General features: G+C 52.6%; 21 protein-coding genes and 1 pseudogene. 10 read left to right on the forward strand and 12 right to left on the reverse strand.

What is annotated here, in order from left to right; genetic code table 11:
• The first annotated feature begins 79 nt into the window (after nucleotides 1-79).
• The 4 genes from AC4LFW_RS21935 to AC4LFW_RS21950 are packed head-to-tail and all read left to right on the forward strand — an operon-like array spanning nucleotide 80 to nucleotide 6,522.
• Nucleotides 80-2,362 (forward strand): hypothetical protein, encoded by a 2,283-nt coding sequence (locus tag AC4LFW_RS21935; protein ID WP_015275584.1) that lies wholly within the window; start codon nucleotides 80-82, stop codon nucleotides 2,360-2,362.
• Nucleotides 2,352-4,448, forward strand: coding sequence for a phage integrase (locus AC4LFW_RS21940; RefSeq protein WP_015275583.1), 2,097 nt, complete (start codon nucleotides 2,352-2,354; stop codon nucleotides 4,446-4,448). The genes AC4LFW_RS21935 and AC4LFW_RS21940 overlap by 11 nt, the downstream gene beginning before the upstream one ends.
• Nucleotides 4,449-5,084 (forward strand): hypothetical protein, encoded by a 636-nt coding sequence (locus tag AC4LFW_RS21945; RefSeq protein ID WP_491822253.1) that lies wholly within the window; start codon nucleotides 4,449-4,451, stop codon nucleotides 5,082-5,084. It begins immediately after the preceding gene.
• Nucleotides 5,053-6,522 carry a tyrosine-type recombinase/integrase gene (locus AC4LFW_RS21950; protein ID WP_063613243.1) on the forward strand — a complete coding sequence of 490 codons (1,470 nt, stop codon included), beginning with the start codon at nucleotides 5,053-5,055 and terminating at the stop codon, nucleotides 6,520-6,522. The genes AC4LFW_RS21945 and AC4LFW_RS21950 overlap by 32 nt, the downstream gene beginning before the upstream one ends.
• 78 nt (nucleotides 6,523-6,600) lie before the next feature.
• Here the strand turns inward: AC4LFW_RS21950 and AC4LFW_RS21955 are convergent.
• The 6 genes and pseudogenes from AC4LFW_RS21955 to AC4LFW_RS21980 form a co-directional block, all read right to left on the reverse strand.
• Nucleotides 6,601-6,804 (reverse strand): annotated as a pseudogene (locus AC4LFW_RS21955) (PDC sensor domain-containing protein); the annotation flags it as partial.
• Between the two features lie 224 nt (nucleotides 6,805-7,028).
• Nucleotides 7,029-9,554 carry an ATP-dependent helicase HrpB gene (hrpB, locus tag AC4LFW_RS21960; protein ID WP_003292681.1) on the reverse strand — a complete coding sequence of 842 codons (2,526 nt, stop codon included), beginning with the start codon at nucleotides 9,552-9,554 and terminating at the stop codon, nucleotides 7,029-7,031.
• A 212-nt stretch (nucleotides 9,555-9,766) separates the two neighbouring features.
• Complete coding sequence (locus AC4LFW_RS21965; protein ID WP_015275580.1) at nucleotides 9,767-10,045, reverse strand: BPSL0761 family protein; 279 nt, start codon at nucleotides 10,043-10,045, stop codon at nucleotides 9,767-9,769.
• Nucleotides 10,046-10,118: 73 nt separating this feature from the next.
• Nucleotides 10,119-11,303, reverse strand: a complete 1,185-nt coding sequence (locus AC4LFW_RS21970; protein WP_003292679.1) for a UvrD-helicase domain-containing protein — start codon at nucleotides 11,301-11,303, stop codon at nucleotides 10,119-10,121.
• Complete coding sequence (locus AC4LFW_RS21975) at nucleotides 11,296-12,954, reverse strand: ATP-dependent nuclease (protein ID WP_015275579.1); 1,659 nt, start codon at nucleotides 12,952-12,954, stop codon at nucleotides 11,296-11,298. The genes AC4LFW_RS21970 and AC4LFW_RS21975 overlap by 8 nt, the downstream gene beginning before the upstream one ends.
• A 478-nt stretch (nucleotides 12,955-13,432) precedes the next feature.
• Nucleotides 13,433-13,681, reverse strand: coding sequence for a hypothetical protein (locus AC4LFW_RS21980; protein WP_101153433.1), 249 nt, complete (start codon nucleotides 13,679-13,681; stop codon nucleotides 13,433-13,435).
• Between the two features lie 63 nt (nucleotides 13,682-13,744).
• Between AC4LFW_RS21980 and AC4LFW_RS21985 the strand changes: the two genes are divergently transcribed.
• On the forward strand, nucleotides 13,745-13,921 hold the full coding sequence (locus AC4LFW_RS21985; RefSeq protein ID WP_003292677.1) for a hypothetical protein: 177 nt from the start codon (nucleotides 13,745-13,747) through the stop codon (nucleotides 13,919-13,921).
• The gene (tnpC, locus tag AC4LFW_RS21990) at nucleotides 13,918-14,280 is read left to right on the forward strand and encodes a Tn3 family transposase post-transcriptional regulator TnpC (RefSeq protein ID WP_003292676.1); all 363 of its coding nucleotides are present in this window, start codon (nucleotides 13,918-13,920) and stop codon (nucleotides 14,278-14,280) included. Before AC4LFW_RS21985 ends, tnpC begins: the two co-directional genes overlap by 4 nt.
• A 25-nt stretch (nucleotides 14,281-14,305) precedes the next feature.
• On the opposite strand, the gene AC4LFW_RS21995 is transcribed toward tnpC, so the two are convergent.
• Nucleotides 14,306-15,265 (reverse strand): arsenic resistance protein, encoded by a 960-nt coding sequence (locus tag AC4LFW_RS21995; protein ID WP_003292675.1) that lies wholly within the window; start codon nucleotides 15,263-15,265, stop codon nucleotides 14,306-14,308.
• A gap of 209 nt (nucleotides 15,266-15,474) precedes the next feature.
• On the opposite strand from AC4LFW_RS21995, the gene AC4LFW_RS22000 reads away from it, so the two are divergent.
• The 3 genes from AC4LFW_RS22000 to AC4LFW_RS22010 are packed head-to-tail and all read left to right on the forward strand — an operon-like array spanning nucleotide 15,475 to nucleotide 17,052.
• Nucleotides 15,475-15,909 carry a disulfide bond formation protein B gene (locus AC4LFW_RS22000; protein WP_003292674.1) on the forward strand — a complete coding sequence of 145 codons (435 nt, stop codon included), beginning with the start codon at nucleotides 15,475-15,477 and terminating at the stop codon, nucleotides 15,907-15,909.
• Nucleotides 15,906-16,586, forward strand: coding sequence for a DsbA family protein (locus AC4LFW_RS22005; protein ID WP_008569955.1), 681 nt, complete (start codon nucleotides 15,906-15,908; stop codon nucleotides 16,584-16,586). The genes AC4LFW_RS22000 and AC4LFW_RS22005 overlap by 4 nt, the downstream gene beginning before the upstream one ends.
• 4 nt (nucleotides 16,587-16,590) lie before the next feature.
• Nucleotides 16,591-17,052 (forward strand): methyltransferase family protein, encoded by a 462-nt coding sequence (locus tag AC4LFW_RS22010; RefSeq protein ID WP_003292672.1) that lies wholly within the window; start codon nucleotides 16,591-16,593, stop codon nucleotides 17,050-17,052.
• Between the two features lie 214 nt (nucleotides 17,053-17,266).
• Here AC4LFW_RS22010 and AC4LFW_RS22015 read toward each other — a convergent pair whose 3' ends face one another.
• Nucleotides 17,267-18,187, reverse strand: coding sequence for a cation diffusion facilitator family transporter (locus tag AC4LFW_RS22015; RefSeq protein WP_008569956.1), 921 nt, complete (start codon nucleotides 18,185-18,187; stop codon nucleotides 17,267-17,269).
• Between the two features lie 377 nt (nucleotides 18,188-18,564).
• Between AC4LFW_RS22015 and AC4LFW_RS22020 the strand changes: the two genes are divergently transcribed.
• A complete protein-coding gene (locus AC4LFW_RS22020; RefSeq protein WP_023444715.1) occupies nucleotides 18,565-18,894 on the forward strand; it encodes a hypothetical protein in 330 nt (109 codons plus the stop codon).
• Nucleotides 18,895-19,173: 279 nt separating this feature from the next.
• On the opposite strand, the gene AC4LFW_RS22025 is transcribed toward AC4LFW_RS22020, so the two are convergent.
• The 4 genes from AC4LFW_RS22025 to AC4LFW_RS22040 form a co-directional block, all read right to left on the reverse strand.
• Entirely contained in the window at nucleotides 19,174-19,299 is a 126-nt protein-coding gene (locus tag AC4LFW_RS22025) for a hypothetical protein (protein ID WP_023444716.1), read from the reverse strand.
• Between the two features lie 233 nt (nucleotides 19,300-19,532).
• Nucleotides 19,533-22,703 carry a CusA/CzcA family heavy metal efflux RND transporter gene (locus AC4LFW_RS22030; protein WP_015275576.1) on the reverse strand — a complete coding sequence of 1,057 codons (3,171 nt, stop codon included), beginning with the start codon at nucleotides 22,701-22,703 and terminating at the stop codon, nucleotides 19,533-19,535.
• Between the two features lie 17 nt (nucleotides 22,704-22,720).
• Nucleotides 22,721-24,067, reverse strand: a complete 1,347-nt coding sequence (locus AC4LFW_RS22035) for an efflux RND transporter periplasmic adaptor subunit (RefSeq protein WP_015275575.1) — start codon at nucleotides 24,065-24,067, stop codon at nucleotides 22,721-22,723.
• Nucleotides 24,068-24,075: 8 nt separating this feature from the next.
• Nucleotides 24,076-25,383, reverse strand: coding sequence for a TolC family protein (locus tag AC4LFW_RS22040; RefSeq protein ID WP_008569960.1), 1,308 nt, complete (start codon nucleotides 25,381-25,383; stop codon nucleotides 24,076-24,078).
• Between the last annotated feature and the right edge of the window lie 789 nt (nucleotides 25,384-26,172).

The following is a 26,172-nucleotide window of genomic DNA, read 5'->3' on the forward strand; positions in this document are numbered from 1 at the left end:
CATTCGCATGGATTTATCATTAGATACCTAAACCCAGCAAATACGGGATCTTCCACCCCAAAGCAAGGACAAGAATTCGTTGACAATCATCAGCAGCACCCTGTTCTTACCCAACTATCCATTCCGAAAAATTTCGGAGCCCCTAGCCAAGGCCTTTCAAACCCACGCGTCGTCGGAGTTGATTAACGTTCCGCTGAAGCTGCTCGAGTGCTACCTCCAACTCATCGAGGCAGAACTCTCCTACGTCCATCTGTCGAGTCGAAGCTGCGAGCCGATCATCATCGGTTTTGTCGGTGCATTGCGATCAAGAACTTTGGCCGATAGCAAAGAGCCTGTTCGGATTCGCTGGGCTCGACGTTTCGTAGAAACACTTACAAGTCTGCGCGACGAAATTCCAGGCATGCCCAATTTCGACTATTTGATGGCCGACCTCGAAGAAGGGAAAGAACTCTGGGATTCCCAGCAGAAAAAATTGAACCCATTGGCCTTGCGCTATTGGAACGGATGGCAAGTCGACTCCCTAAAAGGAGTACCAAGTTTTCTCGCGCTGGGAGAACTATGGCACTCCCATGGCCCTGAGTTTACAGAAGAGTACTACCGGACATGGAAGACTTTTTCGGCCAAGCAAGCAAGATGCAACACCACATTGTGCAACAAGCTGGCCAGCTATTTATCGAAGAACTCTTTGGAGTGGCCAACTACAACCTTCCAAAACCCAGAAAATATAAAATCATTCTTTTTGCACTTCATGAAGGAGCACTTCTTAACCGCATATAGAGAAAATCTAAATATACCAACCCAGATAAAAACGTGGAACAGGTTCATATCGAACTGCGAAGAGGCCTTTATACAATCAGGAGTTTGGGCAACCCCTTTTGGGGATGGACTACCACGGCCCATCCGCCCCAAACAACACAGAGCGCAAACAAGAGTGTCCGTGTCTGATGAGGGGGTGGAAATCCATGAAAAACTTATCACTAGAGTCCCTCTCGAAATAACTGATAACGAGGCAATAGAAATATTATTCAAAAGTATCCACAAAGACATCGAAACCGTAAAATCCTGGGCAACAGAACAAGCCAATGAACTTTACTCGAGAGTCCAACTTCGTATACTCGCAACCACACGGATAAACTCCTCGGAAATCAAACCTCGAAAAGGCTGGCAGCGTCGGAGTTACGATCACGAATCAATTTGCGCGATTTTTCAAAGCAACGGCTTTCCATCCTCGCGCATGGACTTCGAACACCAATACGGATACACCATATTATCTGCTGATGTCGCAAATATACTTGGACTTCCGGCTGCTGGCACTCTTTATCCCTACCAATGCTTACTGGTAGCAGAGCACAATGAGATCACAGAATCTTTCCTTAAGAATTTTCGTTTGTATGACGACAAAGGTAGAAGATCCGGCTTTGTGAAAACCGACACCGGGTATCAGTTGGTCGGCTTCAAGGATAGAAGAGGTGGAAAGCTAAGCGAGCAGAAAATACAACTAAACGCGAACTCAACAAAGCGAATCTTCGAAGTAATAAAGATCACAGCACCGTTAAGAAAATATCTCAAGGGAATTGGCGACAGCCGATGGAAGGAGTTATTCCTGACCTGCGGGAAGGGTTTCGGTCACCCGCGGAGCGCTGTAATTCCGACTTGGAACAAAGCGCTATTCGATAAACACACACGGATTTTTGAACGACTTGCACAACAATTTTCAAATCATACTTCCTTGAGGGGTACTGAACTAAAAAATTTCTTATCTCGAGTCACCCTTTCTAGTCTTCGAGCCTCATGTGGGGTAGAGGTATATTTAAAAACCCAAAGCGTCGAAGCCATGTCCAAAGCGCTCGGCCACGCAAACCACGACTGCCTGCAACTTTCTCACTACCTGCCGGAGTCAATACTAGCCTTCTTCCAAGCCCGCTGGATAAGAATTTTTCAGCGCGGCTTAATCTGTGACGCGATGAAAGATAGCAGCTTCCTCATAGAGGCCGCAGACTTCGAGACAATGGAAGAGTTAAATCTATTTCTTAAGAACCATGCACTAAAAGACATCCCTGACCACCTGGTCAACCCGGAGAACACTCAAACAACTGAACCCTATTCAGCGAATCAGTACTCAGAGGTCTACATCTCAGTGGATCCAGGGATAATGACCGCCCTCGTATCATTAGAGAAAGCAGTGGCTACAGCGGAACGACCCGAAGAAGTGACAGGAGTAGCACGATACTGGGCAGATCTAACGAAGGCCGTTGTTGCCGAGATCAGAAGGGATAATGACGCACTACTGAAAGACCACCTTTATGTCGCCGAGCAGAGGTGTAACCCCCGCAGAATGGAGAAGTTGATATATGAATGTTGAATTACCAGCAGAGCTAGACTTCCTAAAAGCGTTCTACACCGACCCTAGGACAGAATACAAAAAATCAAGTTGGTTGCTGAGTGATTTCGACTTGCACATATGGAAATATGATTTCAATTTTGCGACCCCCAACACGATCAACTGGGACATTACATTAGACGACGAAACTTCTCTGCTTGCCCAAAAAAACAAGCCATTACTAGACGGGCTAAAGTATTTTTTAACAACATCTACACGTTCTGTTCGAGGATCGGCGATCGAATTAGGTTCACTAGCCGCACAGATGACGATGTTTAACAGGGCCATTCACGTTGCCGATTACATTCTTCTGAATGCAAAAGAATATCAGCTATCCAGATTCGGATTGGCTGGAATCAACAGCCATCACATGAAGAGAATGCTAGACGTCTTCTCAAGCGTCAACGGTTCGGAAGAGTCGGTTTACGAGTGGACCAAGACTATCAGCAAATTTTGTTTAAGCTTAATAAACACTTCCAGTTCTATCGAACTCGATAGCATTCTAGATCAATATCCACGAATGCGCATTGTGACTGACGAACAACTAGATGAGCATCACCTGGAAATACCTTTTGATTTAATACCTTATGCAAGAGCTGCCTTGCATTTGCATGGATATTATAAAAAAAGATCAACTGCTGGAGTCCGCACCCCTAACACCTTGCAGCTAGCGAAATCGCTTTATGCCAACACACTGAAAGGCGGGCATCTAAAACTAAAAACATTAAGCTCATTAGAATTCTATACTGATAATGAGAGAGAAATAATATCGAGAGAGTATCCCGGTTCATCGGTCAGGACAGGTGACCATGAAGCAATGACATCCGGTCCATTTCGCGCCTACAGATTTTTAACATACAACCTTGGAATTCTTCATGAAATTGGGCTTCCAGCTCCCGAAGTATCAGAGCTGAAGCAGATACTTGATTATGAACCATCACTCTCTGAAGCTGCTCGGTTTCGGACGCTGCCGTACCCAATAGTGAGAGACGCCTTCAGAAAATCAATCGAGTACCATTTCAAGTATGGAGAACTTCTAATAGAAGGTTTCTGCCGCATGGCAGAGCATTGCAACCTCAATGGAATTGCCCCTACGCAACTTACCAATGGAGAGTTACAAGACATTATGCCCCCTGAGCTTATCGACATGGGAATTAGGAAGCTTGGGCTTGTATGTCAAACGGTGTCTATTAGGCACGGCGCACTGAGAAAGCAGTCAAATTACTTCATAGAACTCAGAAATAATGTGGGACTGATTGAGTGCTTACGCATCTATATTGGATGTGTCCAGATGGTAGTTGGAACAATCATGGCTCGCCGAATAGGAGAAATGCTCGATTTGCACTCGACTGACTGCCTAGATAAAAGCGAAAGATGGTTGATCTTCTTAAATAGAAAAAGCACATCCAACCTGTTCGGCATAAGACAACGCCAAGCACGCCCAATCGAACCCATTGCCGTAAAAATGATTAAAAACTTAATTTCCATGCAGCAGAGACTTTTAAAAAGCGGATTCATAACTGAAATGACTAGCCTCTTTGCCCCCCCCGGACTCCTCGGAAATGCCGGGCTTAGTCAGCAAACAATGTATGCCTACAATAGAAACCTAGACTTGTTGTGCGATTATTTCGAACTACCACTAAATTCAAAAGGAGAAAGGTACTATATCCGACAACATCAACTTCGACGCTTTTTCTCCATGGTATTCTTCCACTCGAGCAGTTTTGGAGGACTGGAGACACTGCAGTGGATGCTCGGGCACACCGACATGCAGCATGTTTGGAATTACATTACTGAGTCCACTGATGGTGCAGTTTTGCGTAGCGCTAAGGCTCAGTTCATAGCAGAAAGCTTGCATAATGGCGATATCACTGCTTACGAAGATCTAGCCGAAATACTAAAAATTCGTTACAACACAGATAATTTTGCTCTAGTAGACACTGCTGAACTTGAAGACGCAATCACCGACATGATAAAGACAGGGAAAGTCCAGATTGAGCCAGAGTTTTTCACAGACGAAACCGGCCAACATATGCGCGTGGTAGTAAAAATTCAGAGCACAGACTAAATGAAAAAAATCTCCGACCTAGAGCCACATGCTAGCGCCACATTAATAACCAGTGAACTTTTAAAGCTAATCTACCGTAATCCTGACTATTTTTCCAAAAACGAGAACATTCTAAAGGCTCTCAGAAGCCAAGGAGCGCTAGCCAAGCTCGAATTCAATTTCGAGGACTCAGGGGCTATAAAGTCAAAATCCTCAATGAGCATCAACACTTTAAAATCTCACGCCAACTTACAGTTCAAGGGAGGATTTAAGGAACTTGATACCCTCCGCCTAGCGGCATTGAGGGCCATTGAGAAGGTCAATGGCAGCAAAGAGGCCACTTCAACAAAACGCACTAAGTCCGGACTTTCGCGACTAGTAACTGAACTAGAGGAGAGACTTGATAAGCAGCGCTGCGCCAACATGGTCCTCCTCCAGGGATTAAGCCTGGCAATTAACGAGTTAAGAAATATACGTAGCAATCTAGATCCCGCTCTACTTGAAAAGCGGGCAAGCGATGCCGTTCAGGCACTTACTGCTCTACTGAGCCTCCCTCCAGAACAGCCACCCCCCCCTCCCCTTCTTCCGGAGACGGGCGAGTTACGCGACTGGAGGAGTATCGCAAGTGACAAACCACCTTCGCCAACAACTATTTAAACCACTTAAAGAGCTAACACTCTTTAGCTACCATGCGCATGGAAGTACTATAACAAAAGATGGTTCTGGCCTGCCGTTTTGCTGTTGGCCTGATGGCACGCCCAATAACGTCGCAAATCTCTACATGCTCGCACTACGTGACCGCCCTGGCCGAGGTGGAAAAGGCCTATCAAGGCACGGCGGTAAAGGCGGAAGCATTGGGGAGTATGCATCCAAAATAAGCCCACTAGTTCGCTACTGCTTCAGATACCGAACTGACTTTATAGGACTGTCTGACCAACAGTTCTCAGACTTCATTGACGAATTAAGAAAGGAGCGATCTGTCAACGATCCCACTGTAAATAGGCGCACCGAAACTACACTCCTAGCAATTGGTAGGATCTGTCTAGATTTTTTGCAATTCGTAGGACGTCTTTATGGCGACGATGCATTTGTATCAGAGAATGGAACCATCCGCGCCGTAATGAAAACATTTACTATCACAACGCGCTCAGGAAGAACGATAAAGCGGAGTTATCTGCATCACCACTCTCTTCATGTATCTGGAACGCGCTACCACACGCGCGATCCGATCCCGAGCGAACATATAAAGCTTTTGCGAGATTCAGCAAACAAAATCCACCCATCGAGACACCTTCAACTTCGACGGAATCTGGTGATTTCCTTGCTTGAGCATACGGGCGCTCGACGCAGCGAGATAATTGAAATTACCGTTTCGGACATACGTAATGCCATGAACATGTCGTTCCCATTGCTACGTCTGCGAACCTTGAAACGTGGAACCTATTCCGAGCGTTTTATCCCGATTTCAAGAGTGGTACTAAGCGAAGCTAAGAAATATATTCAGTTTGCCCGCAGAATATCTCTTCGCAACTTCAAGGACACGGATCACGACAGACTCTTTGTTCAAGAAAAGACTGGTAAGCCGCTCGGTGCCTGCAGTATTACGAATGAAATGATTCAACTTAGAAGTCACGCCGGCATCGAAGAAAAAGTCTGTGCACACATGTTCCGCCATGCTTTCATCACCAATCTTTTCGTACTCCTAATCAAAAGACACAAGTTCAAGCAAAAGGACGACTTCAGAAGCGCCCTGCTTAATAGCAAAAAGTTTCTTTACGACGTCATGCTGTGGACTGGCCACAAAGATCCCCTCTCGGTAGAACGGTATATTCATCTTGCATTCGCCAAACTTGATGGATACGAAGACATCGTTTCATCTGCCCATATAATCAGGACTAACCGTATATATGACCAGGCCGAGGAGCTACTTCTGAACGCATTAAAAAATGGTATGCCAGTTGACGAGTACGTGCGTGAACTGGAGAAGCTAAAGCAACTTCGGCAAGAAGATCTCAAGAAAGAGACAAAGGAAGAGGAAGAGGAAGAGAATACGGAGTCAGTCAAAAGCTGGGAGCATTGGCATAACCACCTTTGAATGTTGCGATACAACTCGCTTCACTGCCGAAGCGTCCATAAAGCGCGTGTCTAATGACGACGACGTTTACCGGTCGTTCACTGGGGCGAAAGAGACAATCCGCTCCTGCCCGTGCAAGGTGGCATCCTGAATGCCCGACTCAATCCGTAGGGCTCTGTCCGGATAGATGTCCTTGAGGTTCGTCATCACCTGACCCTTGTCAAGGCTGAAGATCACTTGGCCGTTGTGATCAACCAGGAATGCATGGTCGATGCCGCCAAAGTCCACGACATCTATGATCCTCCACTAGGGTGTCAAGGGTGAACCGTCGCTTAAGTTCCGGAGCACACATTTACAAAGGGCCGAAATCTGCAAAAAACGGGCACGTCGACTCTACGAATGGCAATACGGTAAAACTCGCACGGCCCTAGTACGCCGGTTGACTGGCACACTCAACAGAGAGCCAACCTGCGTTGCTCTCGAGGCAACACTGGGTTCCGGTTCACACGCCCGCATTGAGCAACAGCCTACGATTTTCGCGGCTTAGCTCTAGCTGTAGCCTGGGCCACAAGCGGGTCCTCAGGCCAGTAATGCTTAGGGTACCTACCTCGTAAATCTTTCTTCACTTCCGCGTAGGTATTGCGCCAGAAACTCGCCAGGTCCTGGGTGACCTGCACCGGGCGCTGGGCCGGGGACAGCAGGTGCAGCTTGACGCCCTGACGGCCACCGGCGATGCGCGGAGTGTCGGCGAGGCCGAACAGCTCTTGGAGGCGCACCGCGAGAACCGGCATCTCGTCGCTGTAGTCGAGGCGGATGCGCGAGCCGGAGGGCACTTCCAGCGTACGCGGCGCCAGCTCGTCGAGGCGTTGCGGCAGCGGCCAGGGCAGCAGGCCATGGAGGATGCCGGCGAGGTCGAGGTTGGCGAAATGGCTGAGGCGGCTGACCTTGCCCAGCCAGGGCTGCAGCCACTCCTCCAGGCTGGCCAGAAGCGCCGCGTCGGAGAGGTCTGGCCATTCGCTGCTGCCCGTGTCGGCCAGGTCCAGTCGGCGCAGCAGCGCCACCCGCGCCTGCCACTGGCGCAGCTCCGCACTCCACGGCAGCAGCTCCAGCCCCTTGCGTCGCACCAGACCGAGCAGCGCACGCGAGCGGGCCTCGTCATCCAGTTCGGCAAGGGCTTCGCGGGCCAGCACCAACTCACCCACTTTCACCTGACGTTCGGCGCGCAGCACACCTTCGCGCTCTTCCCAGTCGAGCAGGTCCTGGCACCTTACCTGTTCGGCCAGAGGGCCGTCGAACAGTGCGGGATCAAGGTCGGCCGCGAGATAGATGCGCTCTTCACGCTGGCCCTGGCGGCTACCGAGATCGGCGATCACCAACCAGGGCTCCTTCATCAGCGCATCCGGCTCGCCAAAGGTGGCTGCACGGCCATTGGCCAGCCGATAATCGGCCCCTCCGGCACGACGTTGCTGGGCAATGCGGTCCGGGTAGGCGAACGCCAGCAGGCAGCCGAGCCAGCGCGGGTGATCCGGATCGGCCACCGGCTCGCTGGCCGGGCCACGCAGGTAGGAACGGAACTGCCGCGCCAGCTGGCGAGCACGCTGCACGCCGCCACGAGCGCCACGCGCTGCCTTGTCGTTACCGGCCAGCAAGGCGAGGCGGCTGTGCAGGTCGGCACCGCCACCACGCAGGATGTCGCGCTCGCCCAGTAGGGCGGCGAGGTCACAGGCCAGGCCGCCGAGTCCCAGGGCGTGGCCACGTAACAGCAGGTGGGCAATGCGCGGATGGGCGGGCAGTTCGGCCATGGCCTGGCCATGGCGGGTCAAGTTGCCATCGTCGGCCAGTGCGCCGAGGCGTTGCAGCAGGTCACGGCCCTGGGCGTAGGCAGCCGTGGGCGGCGGATCGAGCCAGGCCAGTTCATTGGGATCACCAATCCCCCAGCGCGCCAGTTGCAACGCCAGTCCGGCAAGGTCGGCCTGGAGGATTTCCGCGCTCCCGTGGGCGGCCAGTTGCTCATGCTGGGCCTCAGACCAGAGCCGGTAGCAGGCACCCGGCTGCAGACGGCCGGCACGGCCGGCACGCTGGGTCGCGGAGGAGCGGGAAATACGCTGGGTGTCCAGGCGAGTCATGCCACTGGCCGGGTCGAAGCGCGGTACACGCTCCAGGCCCGCGTCCACCACCACGCGCACGCCATCGATGGTCAGGCTGGTCTCGGCGATGTTGGTGGCCAGCACCACCTTGCGCTTGCCCGCCGGTGCCGGCTCGATGGCCGCGCGCTGGGCAGCGAGGTCCAGTTCACCGTGGAGCGGGCAGAGCAGGATCTCTGACCGGCCAGCGAGGCGCTCGGCCAACTGCTCGGCGACGCGGCGAATCTCCGCCTGGCCGGGGAGGAACACCAGCAGGCTGCCAGGTTCATCGGCCAGGGCCTGGAGCATGGTCTGTACCACCCGGGGTTCGAGCGCCTCGCCGATCTGACTCGGCCGCCCCCAACGCTGCTCCACCGGATACATGCGACCTTCGCTGCGTACCACAGGCGCCTCGTCCAGCAGGCGCGACAGGCGCTCGCCTTCCAGCGTGGCGGACATCAGCAGCACCTTCAGCGGCGGTTCGTCGCGCAACAACTCACGGCCGTTGAGACACAAGGCCAACGCCAGATCGGCATCGAGACTACGCAGATGATACTCATCAAATATGAGCAGCCCAACGCCATCTAGGGCAGGATCGTCTTGAAGCCGACGAGTAAGAATGCCTTCAGTCACTACTTCAATTCGAGTCTGTGGTCCGACCTTACTCTCCAAGCGAATTCGATAGCCGACTGTTTGCCCAACGCTTTCTCCCAGCTCGCTCGCCAGTCGCTCAGCTGCGGCTCTGGCAGCTAGTCGACGTGGTTCGAGCATGACAATAGTCTGGTCGGCCAGCCAAGGCTCTTCCAGCAGCGCTATTGGTACTCGCGTTGTTTTGCCTGCCCCCGGCGCTGCCTCAAGTACAACTTCATTACGTGCAGACAAGGCATCTCTTAAAGCGGGCAAAACAGATTCAATCGGCAACAAACTCATGATGGCTCCTAGCTGAGCCACCAATTATAGATACGAGGGAAGCTGTTACGGCACGGCGGTATGTCAATCACGCCCAGTGCACGGCTCCCTTCGGGCCGCTCAGAGATAAACGGGGCCTATTTAAACGGCATGATGGACATCAAGGCCACAGCCAGCATCTGCCCCTTGAACACCTGACGAGGGGGATCCTCTTGCCAGTGTTGCGCCCCGGCTCAGCTGGCTCCGTGATCCGAAAACATCGGATCATTTAACAGCCAGCTGACTAACACCGGATGTAGAGGTCCATGCTTGTCGGCCAATAGGGAAAGCTCTTGCTTGGATCGCTCTTCCACTCGACCAGCCAACCAGACGGCTTCTGCTGTCGGGTAATGCCGAAGTAGATTATTTGCTTGGTACCGTACGTTTTCAGGAAGGCTCGTGTCCCTAGCCAGCTCCTGTAGGAAGTCCCGTGTTTGAACAACGCTACGGGTGCGCTCATGGGCCATCGTCATGGTATTGCTCCTGAAATGTCCGCGGGGAGAGGCGGCTTCTCGTCACTCAACATGAGTCGTCAGCCTCTCCGCCTCACTTTTCGATCACTGCATTGAGCGCGCCAGAGCCATCCCATATGGGGTAAGGGAGCCCTTTCACCTTCTTATCCTCGACGAGGAAGGCCAGGCTATAGCGCGCGCGGGTAATCGCGACGTATAGCTTGTTTCGCGACTCCTCCGTCTTATCCTTGTCGAACACTTTGGCATTTCCGCCAATGAACTTCAGATGTTTATCTGACGGGATCACAAGCACTCGATCAAAGCCTAAGCCTTTGCAGGAACCGAACGTATAACAGATAAGGTTACCCGGTAGGTATCCAGTGCCGGTGGTGGACGACCAGCGCAGTACTTGAGGCTGAAACGCTGCCAAGTAATCGCTCACCTGAGATTGTTTCACTATGAAGGTGCCATGGTGATGCGATATTTCGTCTGGCACTTTCTCGACACCTGTTACCGTCTTGTCATACAGCCCCAGGTGGATCGTGTCGGAGAGGTCGCAGATTTCTTGTATGCACCTGCGATTCTTCGGCATCGAATGCTTTTCGAACTTCATTTTCCCGACGAAGTAATCGACCTTCTGTTGAGGCGTCTGCGGAGCCTTATGGCCGAACGTCGTTGTGTAGATTGTCTGTCGAAAGTCGCCCACACAACAGATCGAGTCGACCATGACCTTGTTGAGTGATTTGATCACGTCGTAGTCCCAACCGACCAAATCCTGCACTTCATCAAAATAGACCCTTTGATAAATCTCCTTCAACCGCTTGGCAGGGGCATTTTTGGATAGTTTCGCAATGAGGGTCGCAAGCTTTGCCAAAAACCCGGAGTACGCCTTTGTTTTGCAGGGCGTCAGGTAATGCAGTGGATTGATCGTGCCATCTTCCGATTTTTCAGCTCTGCCTTCAATGTAGTAGGTTGTACCTGATATTAAGTGAGGGTTGTTCTCAGTGAACGAGATAGTCGTGATCCGATCTGGAAATACCTCGCTCTGATAGGGACGCACCATATCTTCCAGGTAAAAAGAGAACAGCCCCTTGACGACGAAGTGCTCACTGCTAGCACCGTACAACTCAACAAAACGAGAGCGCAACTCTGCCTGATTATTGGTTGTATAGGTGACTACAAGCACACGTCCACCAGCCTTGATGGTCTCAATGGCTTCAGTAATGATCTTGTGCGTTTTCCCTGATCCGGCGCCTGCGACCCAGAGTTCGTTAGGCAAAATCGAGCACCTCGTCTAGAAAGGCTGGGTACTTGAAGTCCAGTGCGCCATCGAACAGTTTGACCGCAGAGTCGACCTTGCGAGCGCCTTTACCGTTGCCCTTTACGCTCTTGAACCAACGGATCAAATTTTCCCTTCGATCCTCCAGAGAGACCTCTGCGTTGTAGATATTGAAGGTTTCCGTCGACAAGACTTCCTTTGCGAAAGCGTCAAGGGTTTTAATGTCAACTGCGTTGGCATAAATCATCGCTGGCTCAAGCGAAAATTCGGCGTCGTTCATCGACGAGTACAGCTTGATGTTAGGAAACGCAGCGTATTCCAGACGTCCTTGTACAACGTTACCGTTATAGTCGCCGTCATTATCCCTGAGCACATGGATCTTGGTGCCGATCTCTTTACCGACTTCGATGAACGTCTTGAAACCTACACCGCGTACCACGATGATATCTATCCCGTCCTGCTCAGGCAGTCGGTTGTGTTTTCGTTGGTAGATTTTCTTGAGCACCAGTTCGTCCGACGGCCCCTCGACCAGGATGACCTTGCCCGACAGTGCCACCCGCAAGGTGTCGTAGCCAGGAAGACGCTTGAGGGTCTTCACCACTTTAGCGTCTAGCGTGTGCAGCCTTTTGTACCCTGACTGCACAAGGCAAATTTTGTCGATACTCAGCTTGTTCAACACATACGAGCTGTGGGTGGTCAGGAACAGCTGCTTGTCTCCTCGCTGGGTTTCGATGTAGTGCACAAGCTTGTTCAGATTGGTGTGAGATAGATGATTTTCGGGCTCTTCCATCATCACCAGATCGATGTCGTGGGATTTGTTCTGAATGGCCAGTTTAATCTGCACATTGCTCTGTTCACCCTTGCCGATGAGGTGAAAAGGCACATCATCGACCTCAAGCTGTAGGCCGGTCTGGATGGAGCCCGCAGGTAACGTACTTGCTGCAATGGTGAGCTTGCTATCGGTGATAAGGTGACCCGCATCAAGGCTGGCATTGACCGTCCTGACCTCCCCGGAGTTGTTAAACACCTGCAGGTTTTCACGATAATTGAGGGTCAGCTTGACGAGCTCTTCCTTCGCCAATGCGGTGTTGAGAATGCTCGAAATGTACTGGTTCTTCCCCATGGTTGGGTGGATACGTGTGGGGTCGATGTACAGCGCCTTAAACTTCTTAGCGATCGGTTTTATCGGATTCCAACCGAAATCGAGCCATTCCACCTTATAGAATTCGATCGGAATGCTGGTGATGTTCGGCTTGGTCAGCAGGTGGCTCTCGTATACGGCCTCCAGCGACGGGTCGAAACAGGCTTGTACCAAGACGCCCTGGGCGTCAGCCTTGAGGCTGTTGTTCGAGCCTCGGTACTCAGGCACACCGTCAATGTAGGCTTCGATGATAAGGCTGGGCAGGTGCTTGGAGCTCAAGTCAGAGGCGAGAAACCGCGTGACGGCATCCTGATTGAAAAGATCAGGGGAGAACTCGCCGTTGAAGGGCCGTCCACGATGATTGTAATTGAGCACAATTTCTAACGCTTCCAAGATTGTGCTTTTACCAGCATTGTTGTCGCCGACGAAAATATTGACGTCGTCGTTGAATTCTAGAAGTTCGTCGCGAAATTTTTTGAAGTTGATCAGCTTGATGGCTTTAACGTGCACTCTAAATCCCTCTAGGCATCGCTTGATAATGGCGTATTACCATGGCAAATGAACCGTACCTTGGGTGGTGTGTGCTGTCCATATGGCTATCAGCTGAAGACGAACGTCTAGAGCAGTTTTGAATCACCTCGAGTGCCGTGGTCACATCTAATGCCTGCTTTTGGCCCAGAGTGTGTAAAAACGCTTCGTCAAAATTGAAGTGCGCGCGTCTACGTGAAATCTGAAATTTTTCGGCACCTCAGCAGATGTGGATTTCGCCCAGATGCGCGATTTCCAGTCCGGTTTTGAGTACCTGTCGCGCTCGAAAACGTTTTTACACAGCCTCGGCCGATTGCAGCCGGTGACGACAGGCACCTGTCGGCCAAAAGCTGCCTGTCGTTGAGTGCAATTTTTGACTCATGGCTGCCAGCAACGGCAGCAGTTAAAATGCTCAGAGACGATCACTCAACGAGCAATAGACCTAGTTTGTTCGACCGAGCTAGATTAGTAAAAGCTCTTTCACTTTTTGCTTGATTTCAGCAGGGCTTTCTTCAAATCCGTATTTACCGGCATTATCTTTAGAAGAGTTATATCCCAAGAAATAACCATTGTATTGAAAGTAGTTAGTGTCAATTTTTCGCCTGCTTGGCTTGCCTTTTTCCAGCATATCCAGAAGCGTTTTTAAGTGTGAGCGTGTTAGCCAGAATTTTAGAAGTAATCCGCTCCCTAGCACTTCAGTGCCGATCATTGGAGCTGCTTGAAAGCCCAAGGCCTAGCTCAGGGCTAGTCGTCTACACCAGTTCCGCTATGTATGCTGAAGGGGGCCCAACCACTCTACCTGACCAGCAACCTCAAGCGCTTCGGCGAATTCAACCTCAAGCTAAACCGGCCACCGGAGCCCTGGATCAAGGACTCGGTGTTCCAACAAGCTGCCGGCTCGCTGCGGGTGATCAGACCTAGCCAGCTAGATACCGAGAAAACGCCATGATCAACATTCCTCCCGCATCCTTCCGCCTTACACCGTACGGCGAAGTGGACGCCGTGGCGTTGGAAAACCTGCGCGACAGCTTCGACACCTCTCAACTGCTCCGGCTGGTTGATCGCTTGGACGTCTGCTTGGTGGAACTGGGTGGAATCACCTCCATTCGCGACGAGCTACTGAGATTGCATGCGATGGCTCTGACGATAGTTGAGGGCATCGCTCTTACGGTGCCTGCCGAGAGTGCTTGTATCTGGACAGAAGCCCAATCTCTACAGATGGATCTTGAGGCACTGGTTTCTTGGGCGCGCTCCGCTCAGCTCATCATTGCGCCGCTGATCAATCTTGCTCCACAGCACGAGGCATGAGCGCTCTCGCCGATTTCGACGAGGCTCAACTGTTTCTGACCATGGCTGGAATCGCCCGTAAGTAGATCAATTCACCAATCAGTTCTACGAGTGTCTGAGTAATCACAGCCGCCGCGGCCAGCGCGCGAATGGACTCCGGGAGCGCTAGGGCCAGGGGAAGCACTACAAGCGAGTTGCGAGTGCCTGAGCTAAAGGCCACTGCCCGTGCGGCAGAAGCCTCCAAGCCAAATAGCCGGGAGCTGAGTACGCCGAGGGCCGGAGCGAGTAGTAGAAACGCTCCGTATACCGGAAGCAACGGCGCCAGGATGTCGAGTTGGTACACGACAGCCGCGATCTGCGAACCCACCACCACGATTAGAACCAGGGCCATTGCAGGCACTGGCAGCCAGGCCCAACCTGCGCTCCATGCGCGAAGCAGCAGAGATCGGCGTCCGCCAAATTCGGTGAGCACAGCCGCTACCAAGGGTAGGACGATCAGTAACAGGAAGGCTTCTGCGAAGGGCCACAGCTCGATCACTGTGCCGGCTTCGGGGCCAAGGATTAGCCGCAAGTAGAGGGGCAGCAGCAGAAGCTGGAGCAACAGCAGCAATGGCGTCGCCGCGAGCACCAGACGAGAGTCCCCTTTGCCCAGGTGGGTGAAGACCACCACGTAATCGATACAAGGCGTCAGCAGGACAAGCAGCGCGCCGACCAACAAGGCCTTGTTCGATGAGAGCGGCCACGTCACCAGCCACACCATCAATGGCACCAATAGGAAGTTGGCCAGCAACAAGGCACCGACGAAGCGGCGGTTGGCAAAAGCTTCTCGCAGCTCCAAAAAAGGAATCTGCAGAAACATGGCATACATCAGCACGGCAATCGCCGGTGTGATGGCCATGGCCGTCAGTCCGGTGAATTGCGCAGAGCTCAGGCCTGCAATGGCAGCGGCCACCACCGCCGCGAAATAAAATGCTATCTGGTGTTCTTCCAGCCAGTCCCGCGACATCTGATATCTTCCCTTGTTGCGCAAGGGCGACATTCTCCCACTGGCATCGGATTTAACCCAGCGTTGAGGCTGGTTGCTTTTCGCTTTGCCGTTGGGCGAAGTCCGCAACGGTCCTAACAAGTCCTGCCGATAAGAGGATGCATGATGTTTCGAAATAACTGGATGGCGGGTCTGAGGCAAGTGCTCGCCATCGCCAGGAGTTAACCGCAATGAATCCTCAACCTTCAGGCATGCCCTGGAACCTGCTGCTGCTAACCTGGCTGGTCGCACTGGTATCGACCCTGTCCGCGCTGTTCATTGGTGAGGTGATGGGCCAGGCACCCTGCGTGTTGTGCTGGTTCCAGCGTGCCTTCATGTTTCCGCTGGCGGTGATCCTGGCCATCGCCTGCTACCGCTCGGATTTCACCGTCTGGCACTATGCCCTGCCGCTGACCGCTATCGGTGCGGCACTGGCATTTGTTCACACGCTGCTCTATGCAGGGCTGATTCCACAGCCGATCCAGCCCTGCACGGCCACTGGTCCATCCTGCTCAGGCGCCGGAATGACCCTCTTCGGCGTGGTGCCCCTGCCGGCACTCGCCTTGTTCGCTTTTATCCTTATCGCCATCCTGCTCATAATCATCCGTCGGAGAACCACCCCATGAATCGCCGTTCCGTGGTCCTGATCGTCAGTGTCGTGATCCTGGCCGTCTTTGCTGCCGCCGCATTCTTCTATTCCCCCTCGCAATCGCCTCAACAGGCCCAGGCTCCCGGTTCGACAGCCCAAGAGACCGCGACACAACCCAAACAGAACGGCGGCCAGTTGGTTCGCTTCCACTCACCAGTGTTCGGCCCGGCGCAAGCGCCAGTGACCATCGTCGAATTCTTTGACCCTTCCTGCGAGGCATGCCGCGCCTTCCACCCCTATGTGAAGCAGATCCTCGCCGAGAACCCGGAAGACGTGCGTTTGGTGCTGCGCTATGTACTGTTCCATCAAGGCTCCGAAGAGGTGGCGCGAATGCTGGAGGCGGCGCGTAAGCAAAATCTCCATGAACAAGTGTTGGGGGCTGTGCTGGAAGCCCAACCCGGTTGGCACGACGACCCCAAGGTAACGCAGGCATGGGCTGCTGCAGAGCGCGTCGGTTTGAACTTGGAACAGGCCCGCCAGGACATGCATACGCCTGGCGTCAACGCCGTGCTGGAAACGGACATGCAGGACGTTAAAGCCGTTGGGGTTCGTGGCACGCCGACTTTTTTTGTCAATGGTCGTGCGCTCAGCGAGTTTGGCCCGGAGCCGCTGCGCCAGTTGGTGAACAGCGAAGTGGCCAAGGCACGAGAATGACACTATGAGCGCGCTGGAAAACCGCGTGCCACCGCTGCTCGTGGCCGGCCTGATCGCTGTGCTGATGGGTTTGTCGGGAACCAAATTGCCGGGTTTCGAACTGGCATGGACCGCGCGCCTGACCTTCGCTTTGCCAATACTGCTCCTGGGGCTCGGCGTGTGCCTCGCCGGCGTCCTGTCGTTTCGCCGCGCGCGTACTACGGTTAATCCATTGCAGCCGCAGCAGGCTTCTGCATTAGTGGAGGCTGGCATCTACCGGTACAGCCGCAACCCCATGTACTTAGGCTTTGCCATTATCCTGGCGGCTTGGGCGCTGGTCTTGGCCTCGCCTCTAACCCTGCTTGGCGTAGTTGCTTTCGTGCTGTACATGAACCGTTTCCAGATCCCAGCCGAAGAGTGGGCGCTGGAAACATTGTTCGGCGAATCATTTGCCCGCTACCGTGCACGAGTCCGCCGCTGGCTCTGAGCGTCCGCGGCGGTAGCGACTGGCGGGGCTTGCTCGTCGCGGCAGCCTGCCGAAGGTGCCACGACCTAGCCTGATCTCCTCGTGACGAGCTGCTTTGGCCACATGCCGCTAGCATGTCTCTGGTCGAAGACATAGCGCCAACGAGTGATGTCGCAAGTTCACTCCGTTGATATCGAGATAACTGTCTAGCAACAGCGGTGAGCGCAAAGCAGGCTTATGCTTCGCTGCGATGACTGTCGGCCTGCCTGGTGTCGATACAAACACTGCCGTCTAGCTCCATTTCAAGTGTCGAGTGGCTGACTTTGAATCGCTCATGAAGTACACGTTTTAAATCAGTCTTCACTCGTTCAATTTCGGGCAGGCTAGCCTTCTTGATGACAACGTGAGCTTCCAATGCAGTTGAATGTTCGGCAATTTCCCAGACATGTACGTGGTGAACACTCACAACGTCGTCCACTTGCTCCATGACATTGATTATATCAGTGATGGAAACTCCTTCTGGTGCGCCCTCCATTAACAAGTGAATGGTTTTAGGTAGCATGCTAAAGCCCTGCCATAGCACGTAACCAGCAATCATCAGCGTCAGTACAGTATCTGTCCAATACCAGTCATACAGAAGGATTAATGTTCCGGCAATAATAACACCGACGGAGGCCAGCGCATCCGACACATTGTGCAAGAATGCCGCCTTTATATTCATGCTATTCTTAGACATTGTGTAGGTGAGCAAGGCCGTGACGACATCTACAATCAAGGCTATTCCCGCCACCACGACCACTGTCCATCCTTCAATGGGCTGTGGGGCAAAAAACCGACCTATAGCTTCGTAGATGAGGTAGAGACCAACGATAATCAGCGTGACCAAGTTAATCAAAGCCGCTATGGTTTCACTGCGTCGGTAGCCGAAGGTTTTAAAAGCATCTGGCGGTTTGCGACCGATTTTACGTGCGATGAGCGCAATAACCAGTGATGCGGCATCGCTCAAGTTATGTAGCGCGTCAGCTATGAGCGATAAACTGCCAGAAAGTATTCCTCCAACAACTTGTGCCAGAGTTAGCACAGTATTAACGCCAATGGCAGCGATTAAACGCTTATCGCCTATGGCTTCGGTGTTATGGTTATGTTCGTGAGCCATTGGTTTTTAACCGTCCTTAAATAACATAAGACAAGGATAGGGAGCCCAAAAAAGTAATAGATAATACTAGCACCAATACCATCTGGCCTTCCAAACCACACTGACAGAAATGCGACCACTCTCAAGCGAGTTCGTGCATTATCGTCTGAAACTTGCCGATAACTGGCCGATCCCTCTCAAACGTTAAACGACGTTGCTCGCTAATGATAGATGATGCGGCGTCAATCCGAAGATGACAAAATTGTAATCTTCCAATCATTCTTTTCGTAGGATAGGCCCTTGCAGATTGGTGCGCCTCGGTGCTGACATGACGAAGCAAGGCGCTCATGTCACCGCGCAATGGAAGCATTACATTTCAATAATGTAATGCTTGGCTCATGCTGCTGTTAACTTCAATCACGCAAAATTCATTCGAACCTGCAGGGCTCAGCGAGAAAGCTCAGCAAGCCACCTTTGAATTTAGCGAGGACTGCCCTATGAATCTGTTGAAAGCTATTGTTGTTGGTTTGGTAATCTGCGGCTCCGCATTGTCTTATGCAGAAGATGGTTACGACCGCTCAATTAAATTTAATGAAAAATTCCGAGCAGATCAAAAACGAATTCACGGAACCGAATCCGCCAAACGAAAAATAGACGAATTACAGATTAAGGATACCCGCCAAGATCAGAACAATACGGAAAGCAAGAAAGAAACCAAAGCTGACTAACCGCTTCATATCTGAACGATATTCGCCTCCTGCAGCTTCCAATCTCCTTTGGAAGCAGTTGCACTCTAAGCGCCCTTCGGGGCGCTTTTTTGTTTCCATAACTTGCCCGCAACATCGCTACCAGCGAATCGCCCGGAATTTATATAAGCCGTTTCGTTTAAGTCAGGCCGCCATTGCCTGATCTGTTGTTATTAGCCTTCGCAAGGATCATGTCCGAGTGAGCTGAACAGACGCTGTGGCGTACAGCGCACCCATGTCTGGGTCGCTATCTCAAAGGCCTCACGGTTCGCCCATGATTGACGGTGTCAGCTCGGCCTTGCACAGCCCGCTGATCGTTCCAGCCAGGGCTTTGTCGTAGCTATCGCCCTTTGCTGCCGACCGGGGCAGGTCAGTCGCTGTTTGCATAATCCTTCGTCAGCTCACCGTGGGTGAAAGCCATCAGGTCAAGGACGCGTATGTAGCGAAAGTCATACGCACTAAGCGCTGAGCAATTTTTTATTTACCGCTTAGATGCATCAGACTGCGCCACAAAGGCTGTGCTGTCCGCTGCGCCGCTAATGAAACTGCGCTCCGATAATTAACGCGCCCCGTTCTCGCTAGCTAGCAAGAACGGGGCGTTGTGTGCCGCCATCCAATCTCTAGCTTGTTCTGTCAGCGGCCAACGCGATTTCTTGCTCCTCCAATTCGTCTTCGCGTCGATGAGCCATCTGGTAGAGCAACGGCAAAACTAATAGCGTTAGCACCGTTGAGGAGAGAATCCCCCCGATCACCACCGTCGCAAGGGGACGTTGTACCTCTGCACCGGTACCCACATTCAAGGCCATTGGAACGAACCCGAGTGAAGCCACTAAGGCTGTCATCAATACCGGTCGTAGCCGGGTAAGGGCACCTTCGCGGATCGCAGTGTCCAGAGGTAAACCTTGCTCCCGTAGGCTACGGATGAAGGAGATCATTACCAGGCCATTTAGAACGGCGACGCCTGACAGAGCAATAAAGCCAACACCTGCTGAAATGGACAATGGGATATCTCTGAGCCACAGCGCAACAATGCCTCCGGTGAGCGCAAATGGAATCCCTGTAAAGACCAACAAACCGTCTTTGACATTGTTGAACATCATGAAAAGCAGAATGAAGACCAGGAGCAGCGCCACGGGGACGACAATCTGCAGCCGCTTCGTTGCCGATTCAAGCTGCTCAAAGGTACCGCCCCAGTCGATCCAATAACCTGCCGGGATATCTACCTGGGCCTGGATTTTCTGTTCTGCCTCAGATACGAATGATCCAATGTCACGACCACGGACGTTTGCACTGACGACAATTCGCCGTTTCCCTTCTTCTCTACTGATCTGATTCGGACCGGGGGCCAAATCCAGGGTGGCCACCTCGCCGAGGGGGATATAACTTATGGTGCTGTTTAATTCCCTTGGAAGGGCAATTGGAAGCCGCTCAATTGCGGCGAGATCGCTGCGTATCTCGTCCGGTAAACGAACCACGATATCGAAACGCCGATCTCCTTGAAACAAGGTGCCTGCCTCTCGGCCACCGATAGCTACTGCAACCGCTTGCTGGACGGTATCTAGACTCAGGCCGTATCGTGCGATCTGATCGCGATCGATATCAATCGTGAGCATGGGAAGGCCAGTCGTCTGCTCGACCGTAACCTCTGAAGCGCCTGGTACTTGTCCTAGCACCTCGGATACTTCCGCCGCCGTGCTGTTAAGAACGTCCATGTCATCACCATAGATTTTCACGGCTACCGCGGCACGAACTCCGGAAATCAGCTCGTTGAAACGCAGCTGAATCGGCTGGGAAAACTCGTAGTTATTGCCCGGCAACTCAGCGGCGGATGCTTGCACCTCGCTTAAGAGCTGATTACGCGACTTGCCTGGATCCGGCCACTGTTCTTGTGGCTTCAGCATGACGTACCCGTCAGAGATATTTGGAGGCATAGCATCCGATGCCACTTCCGCAGTGCCAGTTCGCGCAAATATGCGTTCAATCTCCGGAAACTCATCCATAAGCTTTCGCTCCAGCTGCTGCTGCATCTCTACAGACTGACTAAGACTGGTAGCTGGTACACGAAGGGCTTGGATAGCGAAGTCTCCCTCGTTGAGGCTAGGCACGAATTCACTGCCCATACGTGACCCTACGAGGCCAGAAAGTATGACTACAACTACCGCAAAGGTGAGCACTGCTGGCTTGTTGGCCATTACCGCATCGAGCGCAGGTGCGTAGGCCCGTTTAGCATTGCGGATTAGAAAGTTTTCCTTTTCCGTAACCCGCTTACCGATAAAGAGCGCAACGGCCGCCGGGACGAACGTCACCGAAAGGATTATCGCCCCGAATAGCGCTGTCACTACGGTAAACGCCATGGGCGTGAACATCTTACCTTCTACCCCTGTAAGGGCGAATATCGGCAGATACACGATCATAATGATCAGCTGCCCATACAATAGAGGCCGACGCACTTCCTTTGCCGCAGCGAATACTTCATGAAGCCGTTCGGACAGTGTTAATGCCCGTCCGTGATGGGACTGAGCGTGTGCAAGTCGACGCACGCAGTTCTCAACAATCACCACGGCTCCATCGATAATGATGCCGAAATCCAATGCGCCTAGGCTCATCAGGTTGGCGCTGACCTGATTGGCTACCATGCCGGTGAACGTGAAGAGCATAGAAAGCGGTATCACAAGCGCGGTTAGGATCGCCGCCCGGATATTGCCTAAGAAGAGAAAAAGTATAACCACAACAAGAATGGCACCCTCAGTGAGGTTCTTCTTAACGGTGGATATAGCTTTGTCTACGAGTACAGTTCGATCGTAGACAGTAATTGCCTTTACGCCTTCCGGAAGCGAAAGGTTTATCTCTTTCATCTTGTCGTCGACAGCCCTTGAAACTACTCGGCTATTTTCACCGATAAGCATGAAGGCCGTACCTAGTACCACTTCGCGGCCATTCTCGGTGGCTGCGCCAGTGCGGAGCTCCTTTCCAACCTCGACCGTCGCAACGTCGCGGATACGCACTGGGGTACCGTCAACGTTGCTAATAAGGGTATCGCGGATGTCCTCCACAGACTGCATTTGTCCTGGAGCGCGAACAAGATACTGCTCGCCGCGCTTTTCAATATATCCGGCACCTAGATTGTTATTGTTTTGCTCAACCGCCTCGATCAAATCTTGTAGTGTTAGTCCAAACGACCGCAAAGTGTCTGGGTTGGGGGCGATCTGATATTCCTTTGCATATCCTCCGATCGTATTGATCTCAGTAACACCAGGTACATTTCGGACTTGCGGTTTGATGATCCAATCTTGAATCTCACGCAAGTCAGCAGGGGTATACGGCGTACCGTCCGATTTGGTGGCACCTTCCTCAGCTTCAACCGTCCAAAAATAGATTTCGCCAAGCCCAGTGGAAATAGGGCCAAGTGTTGGAGTGACGCCATCTGGGAGCTGATCTTTGGCCCCTCCCAGGCGCTCGTTCACAAGTTGGCGGGCAAAATAGATGTCAGTGCCTTCCTCAAAAATAACTGTGATCTGAGAAAGTCCATATCGAGACAAGGATCGTGTCTGCTCGAGCTTGGGCAGCCCAGCCATTACCGTCTCGAGCGGGTAGGTAATACGCTGCTCCACTTCCAGCGGGGAATAACCTGGCGCCGCAGTGTTGATTTGCACCTGTACGTTGGTGATATCCGGGACAGCATCGATAGGCAGCTTTTGGTAGCTGTAAGCTCCTAACGCTGCCATGCCAAGCACGGCTAGCATAACCAACCAGCGATGCTCGATAGAAAAACGAATGATACGTTCGAACACGATTCTATAACTCCGTATCAGTGAGCATGCGAGGCGCTGGCTTTGCCAAGCTCGGACTTGATGATGAAGCTGTTATCCAAGGCATAGCGCGCTCCGGGCTGGAGGCCTTCCTTGATTTCGACCGCGTCACTATCGCTGCGGCCACTCACGATTGGCTGAGCAGCAAAGCCATGGTCGGTCCGTACAAACACCACCGGCTTTTCTTCCAATGTGTGGATCGCATCAGGACTTACTGCGACTGGCACGGATGCTTCGCCAGCGCCTACCTGCACTTTGACGAACAGGCCGGGGCGCCAAACCCCTTCAGGGTTGGGAAGTGTGACCCGGGCGGTAGCGGCGCGGCTTTGCTGACCAACAAGTGAGCCGACATAAGAAACGGTTCCATTGGCACTGGACTCGAATGCTGTGGCCTCGATAACGGCATTGCTGCCTACTCGTACCGCGCTGAGTGCATTGGCAGGAACGCTGATATCTGCCCACACGGTGGAGAGATCGGAAATGATGAATATCTGGTCATCGGTATTGACTGACTCACCGAGCGTGATGTCCTTCTCAACGATCATCCCATCGAACGGCGCCCTGAGTTCGTAGCGGCTCAATGCGTCTGGCTTGCCAGCATCACTGCCAAGCGCTTGTAGCTGTGCGTTTGCATTCGCAACAGTCAGCTCTGCTTCCCGTAAAGCCTGTTGTGCCTGTAAATAATCCTGTTCCGCAGAAATACGCTCTTCCCATAGCTCCTTTTCGCGTCGATAGGTTTTTTGAGCCAATGCAAGACGTTTTTGCGCCGCGTAGAACTCGCTTCTACGTTCCGACAGGTCTGTACTCGCGATCACAGCAAGTACTTGCCCCTGTTTCACCTGTTCGCCCAAATCGACTTTGACCGCTTCAACGACACCTGAGAGACGAGGCACAACTTGCGCTGTGCGGTCTTGGTTGAATGTAATTTCGCCAGGCAGCTCAATTGCGCTTTTTATCTTTGCGGGCTGAGCAGTTGCCAGTGAGATGCCGGCGGCTAGGATTTGTGTCTCTGAGAGTTCTACCTCTGCTGTTTCAGTATGCTCCGCTCCCTCGGGCTCATCTTCATGCTCATCTTTCTCTGCCGCACCGACCTCGTGATCGCTATCGGCGCCTCCTTCATCATGGCCATGATCTCCTTCGGCTTCTGCATCCTCATCCGAATGCCCTTCATCCTCATGCTCCGATTCGTCACCATGCTCGCTATGTGCGTCGCCCGCATCGGGCACAGCTGGACTACTGCGAAGAAGCAATCCGCCAAGCATAAGTGCCACGCTTAATATGACGACGATCCAAAAAATCTGCTTCTTGTGACCAGCCAAGGAAGATGTATTCGATTTACTTTTCATATGGATTCCTATGGCTGAGTGGCCGAGGTGATAACGGCCGACCCATCTCCGACAATTCGCGAGATTTCTGCCGCCGCCTGGTTAGCTTGTGATAGCGCAGACAGGTACTGAGATCGGGCTTGGAAAAGCGTGCGTTGAGCATCCAGTACGTCAAGGAACGTGAATTTTCCAAGTTCGAACCCCTTGCTGGCAGCTTCATAAGCGCTTTGGGCACTGGGGAGCATATCGTTGCGCAACAGTTCAAACTGCTGGCGAGCAGTGCGCAGCCGCATGTGCGCTTGGGAAAGTTCGCTTTTCAGGCGTATATGGACGGCGTTGAGCTCGTCCTGCGCCTGGTAGGCCCGTTCCTGCGCTGCTCCGATGTTGCCTTGGTTTCGATCAAACAACGGCAGGGGCATCGAGATACTCACCAATCCCAGCGTGCCGTTATATTCATCTGAGCGTTGGGCACCTACGCTAACCGTCACGTTAGAAAAGCGATTCGTCCTTTCCAGCTTTAACGCAGCCCGACGTCTTTCAGCCTCCCGACGCGCGCGGGTTAGTTGGGCGGAATCGTTCAAACGGCTATAAAGCTCAGCTAGCTCGGGAAGAGGAGGCACTGCCTCTGCCGGCTCTTTTACTCGCTCAAAGCGTGGCTGTGGATTTCCCCAGTTGGCCGCCAGCCGAGTGCGCGCAGCTTCGAGTTCAGCTGTGGCCTGGGCAAGCTCTACTTGCACTCCAGTAGCCGCAACCCGCGCCCGGGTTTCCTCTACGGGAGAAACCATGCCGGCCCTCACACGTCGATTGGCCACGTTCACTGCTTGCTTCGCAAGCTTTGAAGCAGCCTGAGCGAGGTCCAGCCGTTCTTGAGCAGTAAGCACATCGTAGTACGCGCCCATCACTGCCCCCCTCAGTCGAGCTTGGGCGTCCTGTAGGTCAGCAGCTGCTACGTCCAAGGCTCGTTGCGCCGCCTCAATACGAGCCGAACGTTTACCACCCAGCTCTATTTCTTGGCTCAGTTCAAGCGTGGTCTCCGGGGCATCGCCCCGGATTCCCTCCTGGCTAGCGGACAATATTGGATTCGGACGTGCTCCGGCTTGGCTAATTAATGCGCGAGAAGCAGCCAGCTCACGTCTTGCAACAGCCAGTTCAGGGCTTGCAGAGCTAGCGAGTTCCAAGGCGCGTAGAAAGCTTATGGATTCGACAGACTCAACGGGGAATGTATTTGACACACCGACAGGTAAGGTCTGTGTGAAGGTCGGCAACTCTAAGGGTTGCGCAAAGGCGAGATTGCACGACAACGTCGTCAACCCCAGCGAGAAAAGAGCTTTTCGCACCGAAATCTCCTAAAAAAAGGGAAGGTTCGGTGAGACGTCAGATACAGATAAATGGCGCTTACTGGTTACTTTGGCGTCCCACCGGTTTTGCACCGATGCGCCAATTAGGTTTCTCAGGACGCCCCGCTTCAGCCGATGCGTAGCTAGCAGAAGGAAACGGTTTCAAGCTCATTGATAATACCGAACCAGGACAGATCCCTTTCGTTATAAGCGGCTTGATATGGTCGCCATGAAAGACACAGTCTCCATCCAGACTGATTTTTTTTGCGGCTTTTGACGATCCTTCCTCGTCAGTACCCAGAGACTCGTGCGGATGTTCGTGATGTCCAAGATGATTTGCTGCCGAACCATCCTCATGACTGCAGCTCGTGCTAACAACTGCCCATGATGATTGCAATGGGAACAAGGCTAGCAACATCAGCAAAACTATTTTTCTCATCCAAGGCAAAACGATGACTTCCTGGTTTAGATGTCGAATCCAATCATAAGAACTACCCCCGCCAAGACGCGAAACACATGCGCCTCTACTGCGATAGTGATTCGCCCTGAATTTAGTAGACAAATACACGAAAGCGTTTTTATCAGCCTTGCCAAGCCGGCGAGATAGCTGATGGCTATGGGGTGGTGACTTTAAATAAGTGTGGATAACGACCTGGTGACCGCAACATTACAAATCTGTAATCGAAGGAGTGCGCGATTGGGCTTCCTCAGATTACAAAATAGTCATTTGCCGCTAATCCTGCCGTCATCTCTAGGGGAAGAACATGGCCAAGCGCTAAAAACAAAAAG

This window comes from Stutzerimonas sp. C6.4V (assembly GCF_058536345.1).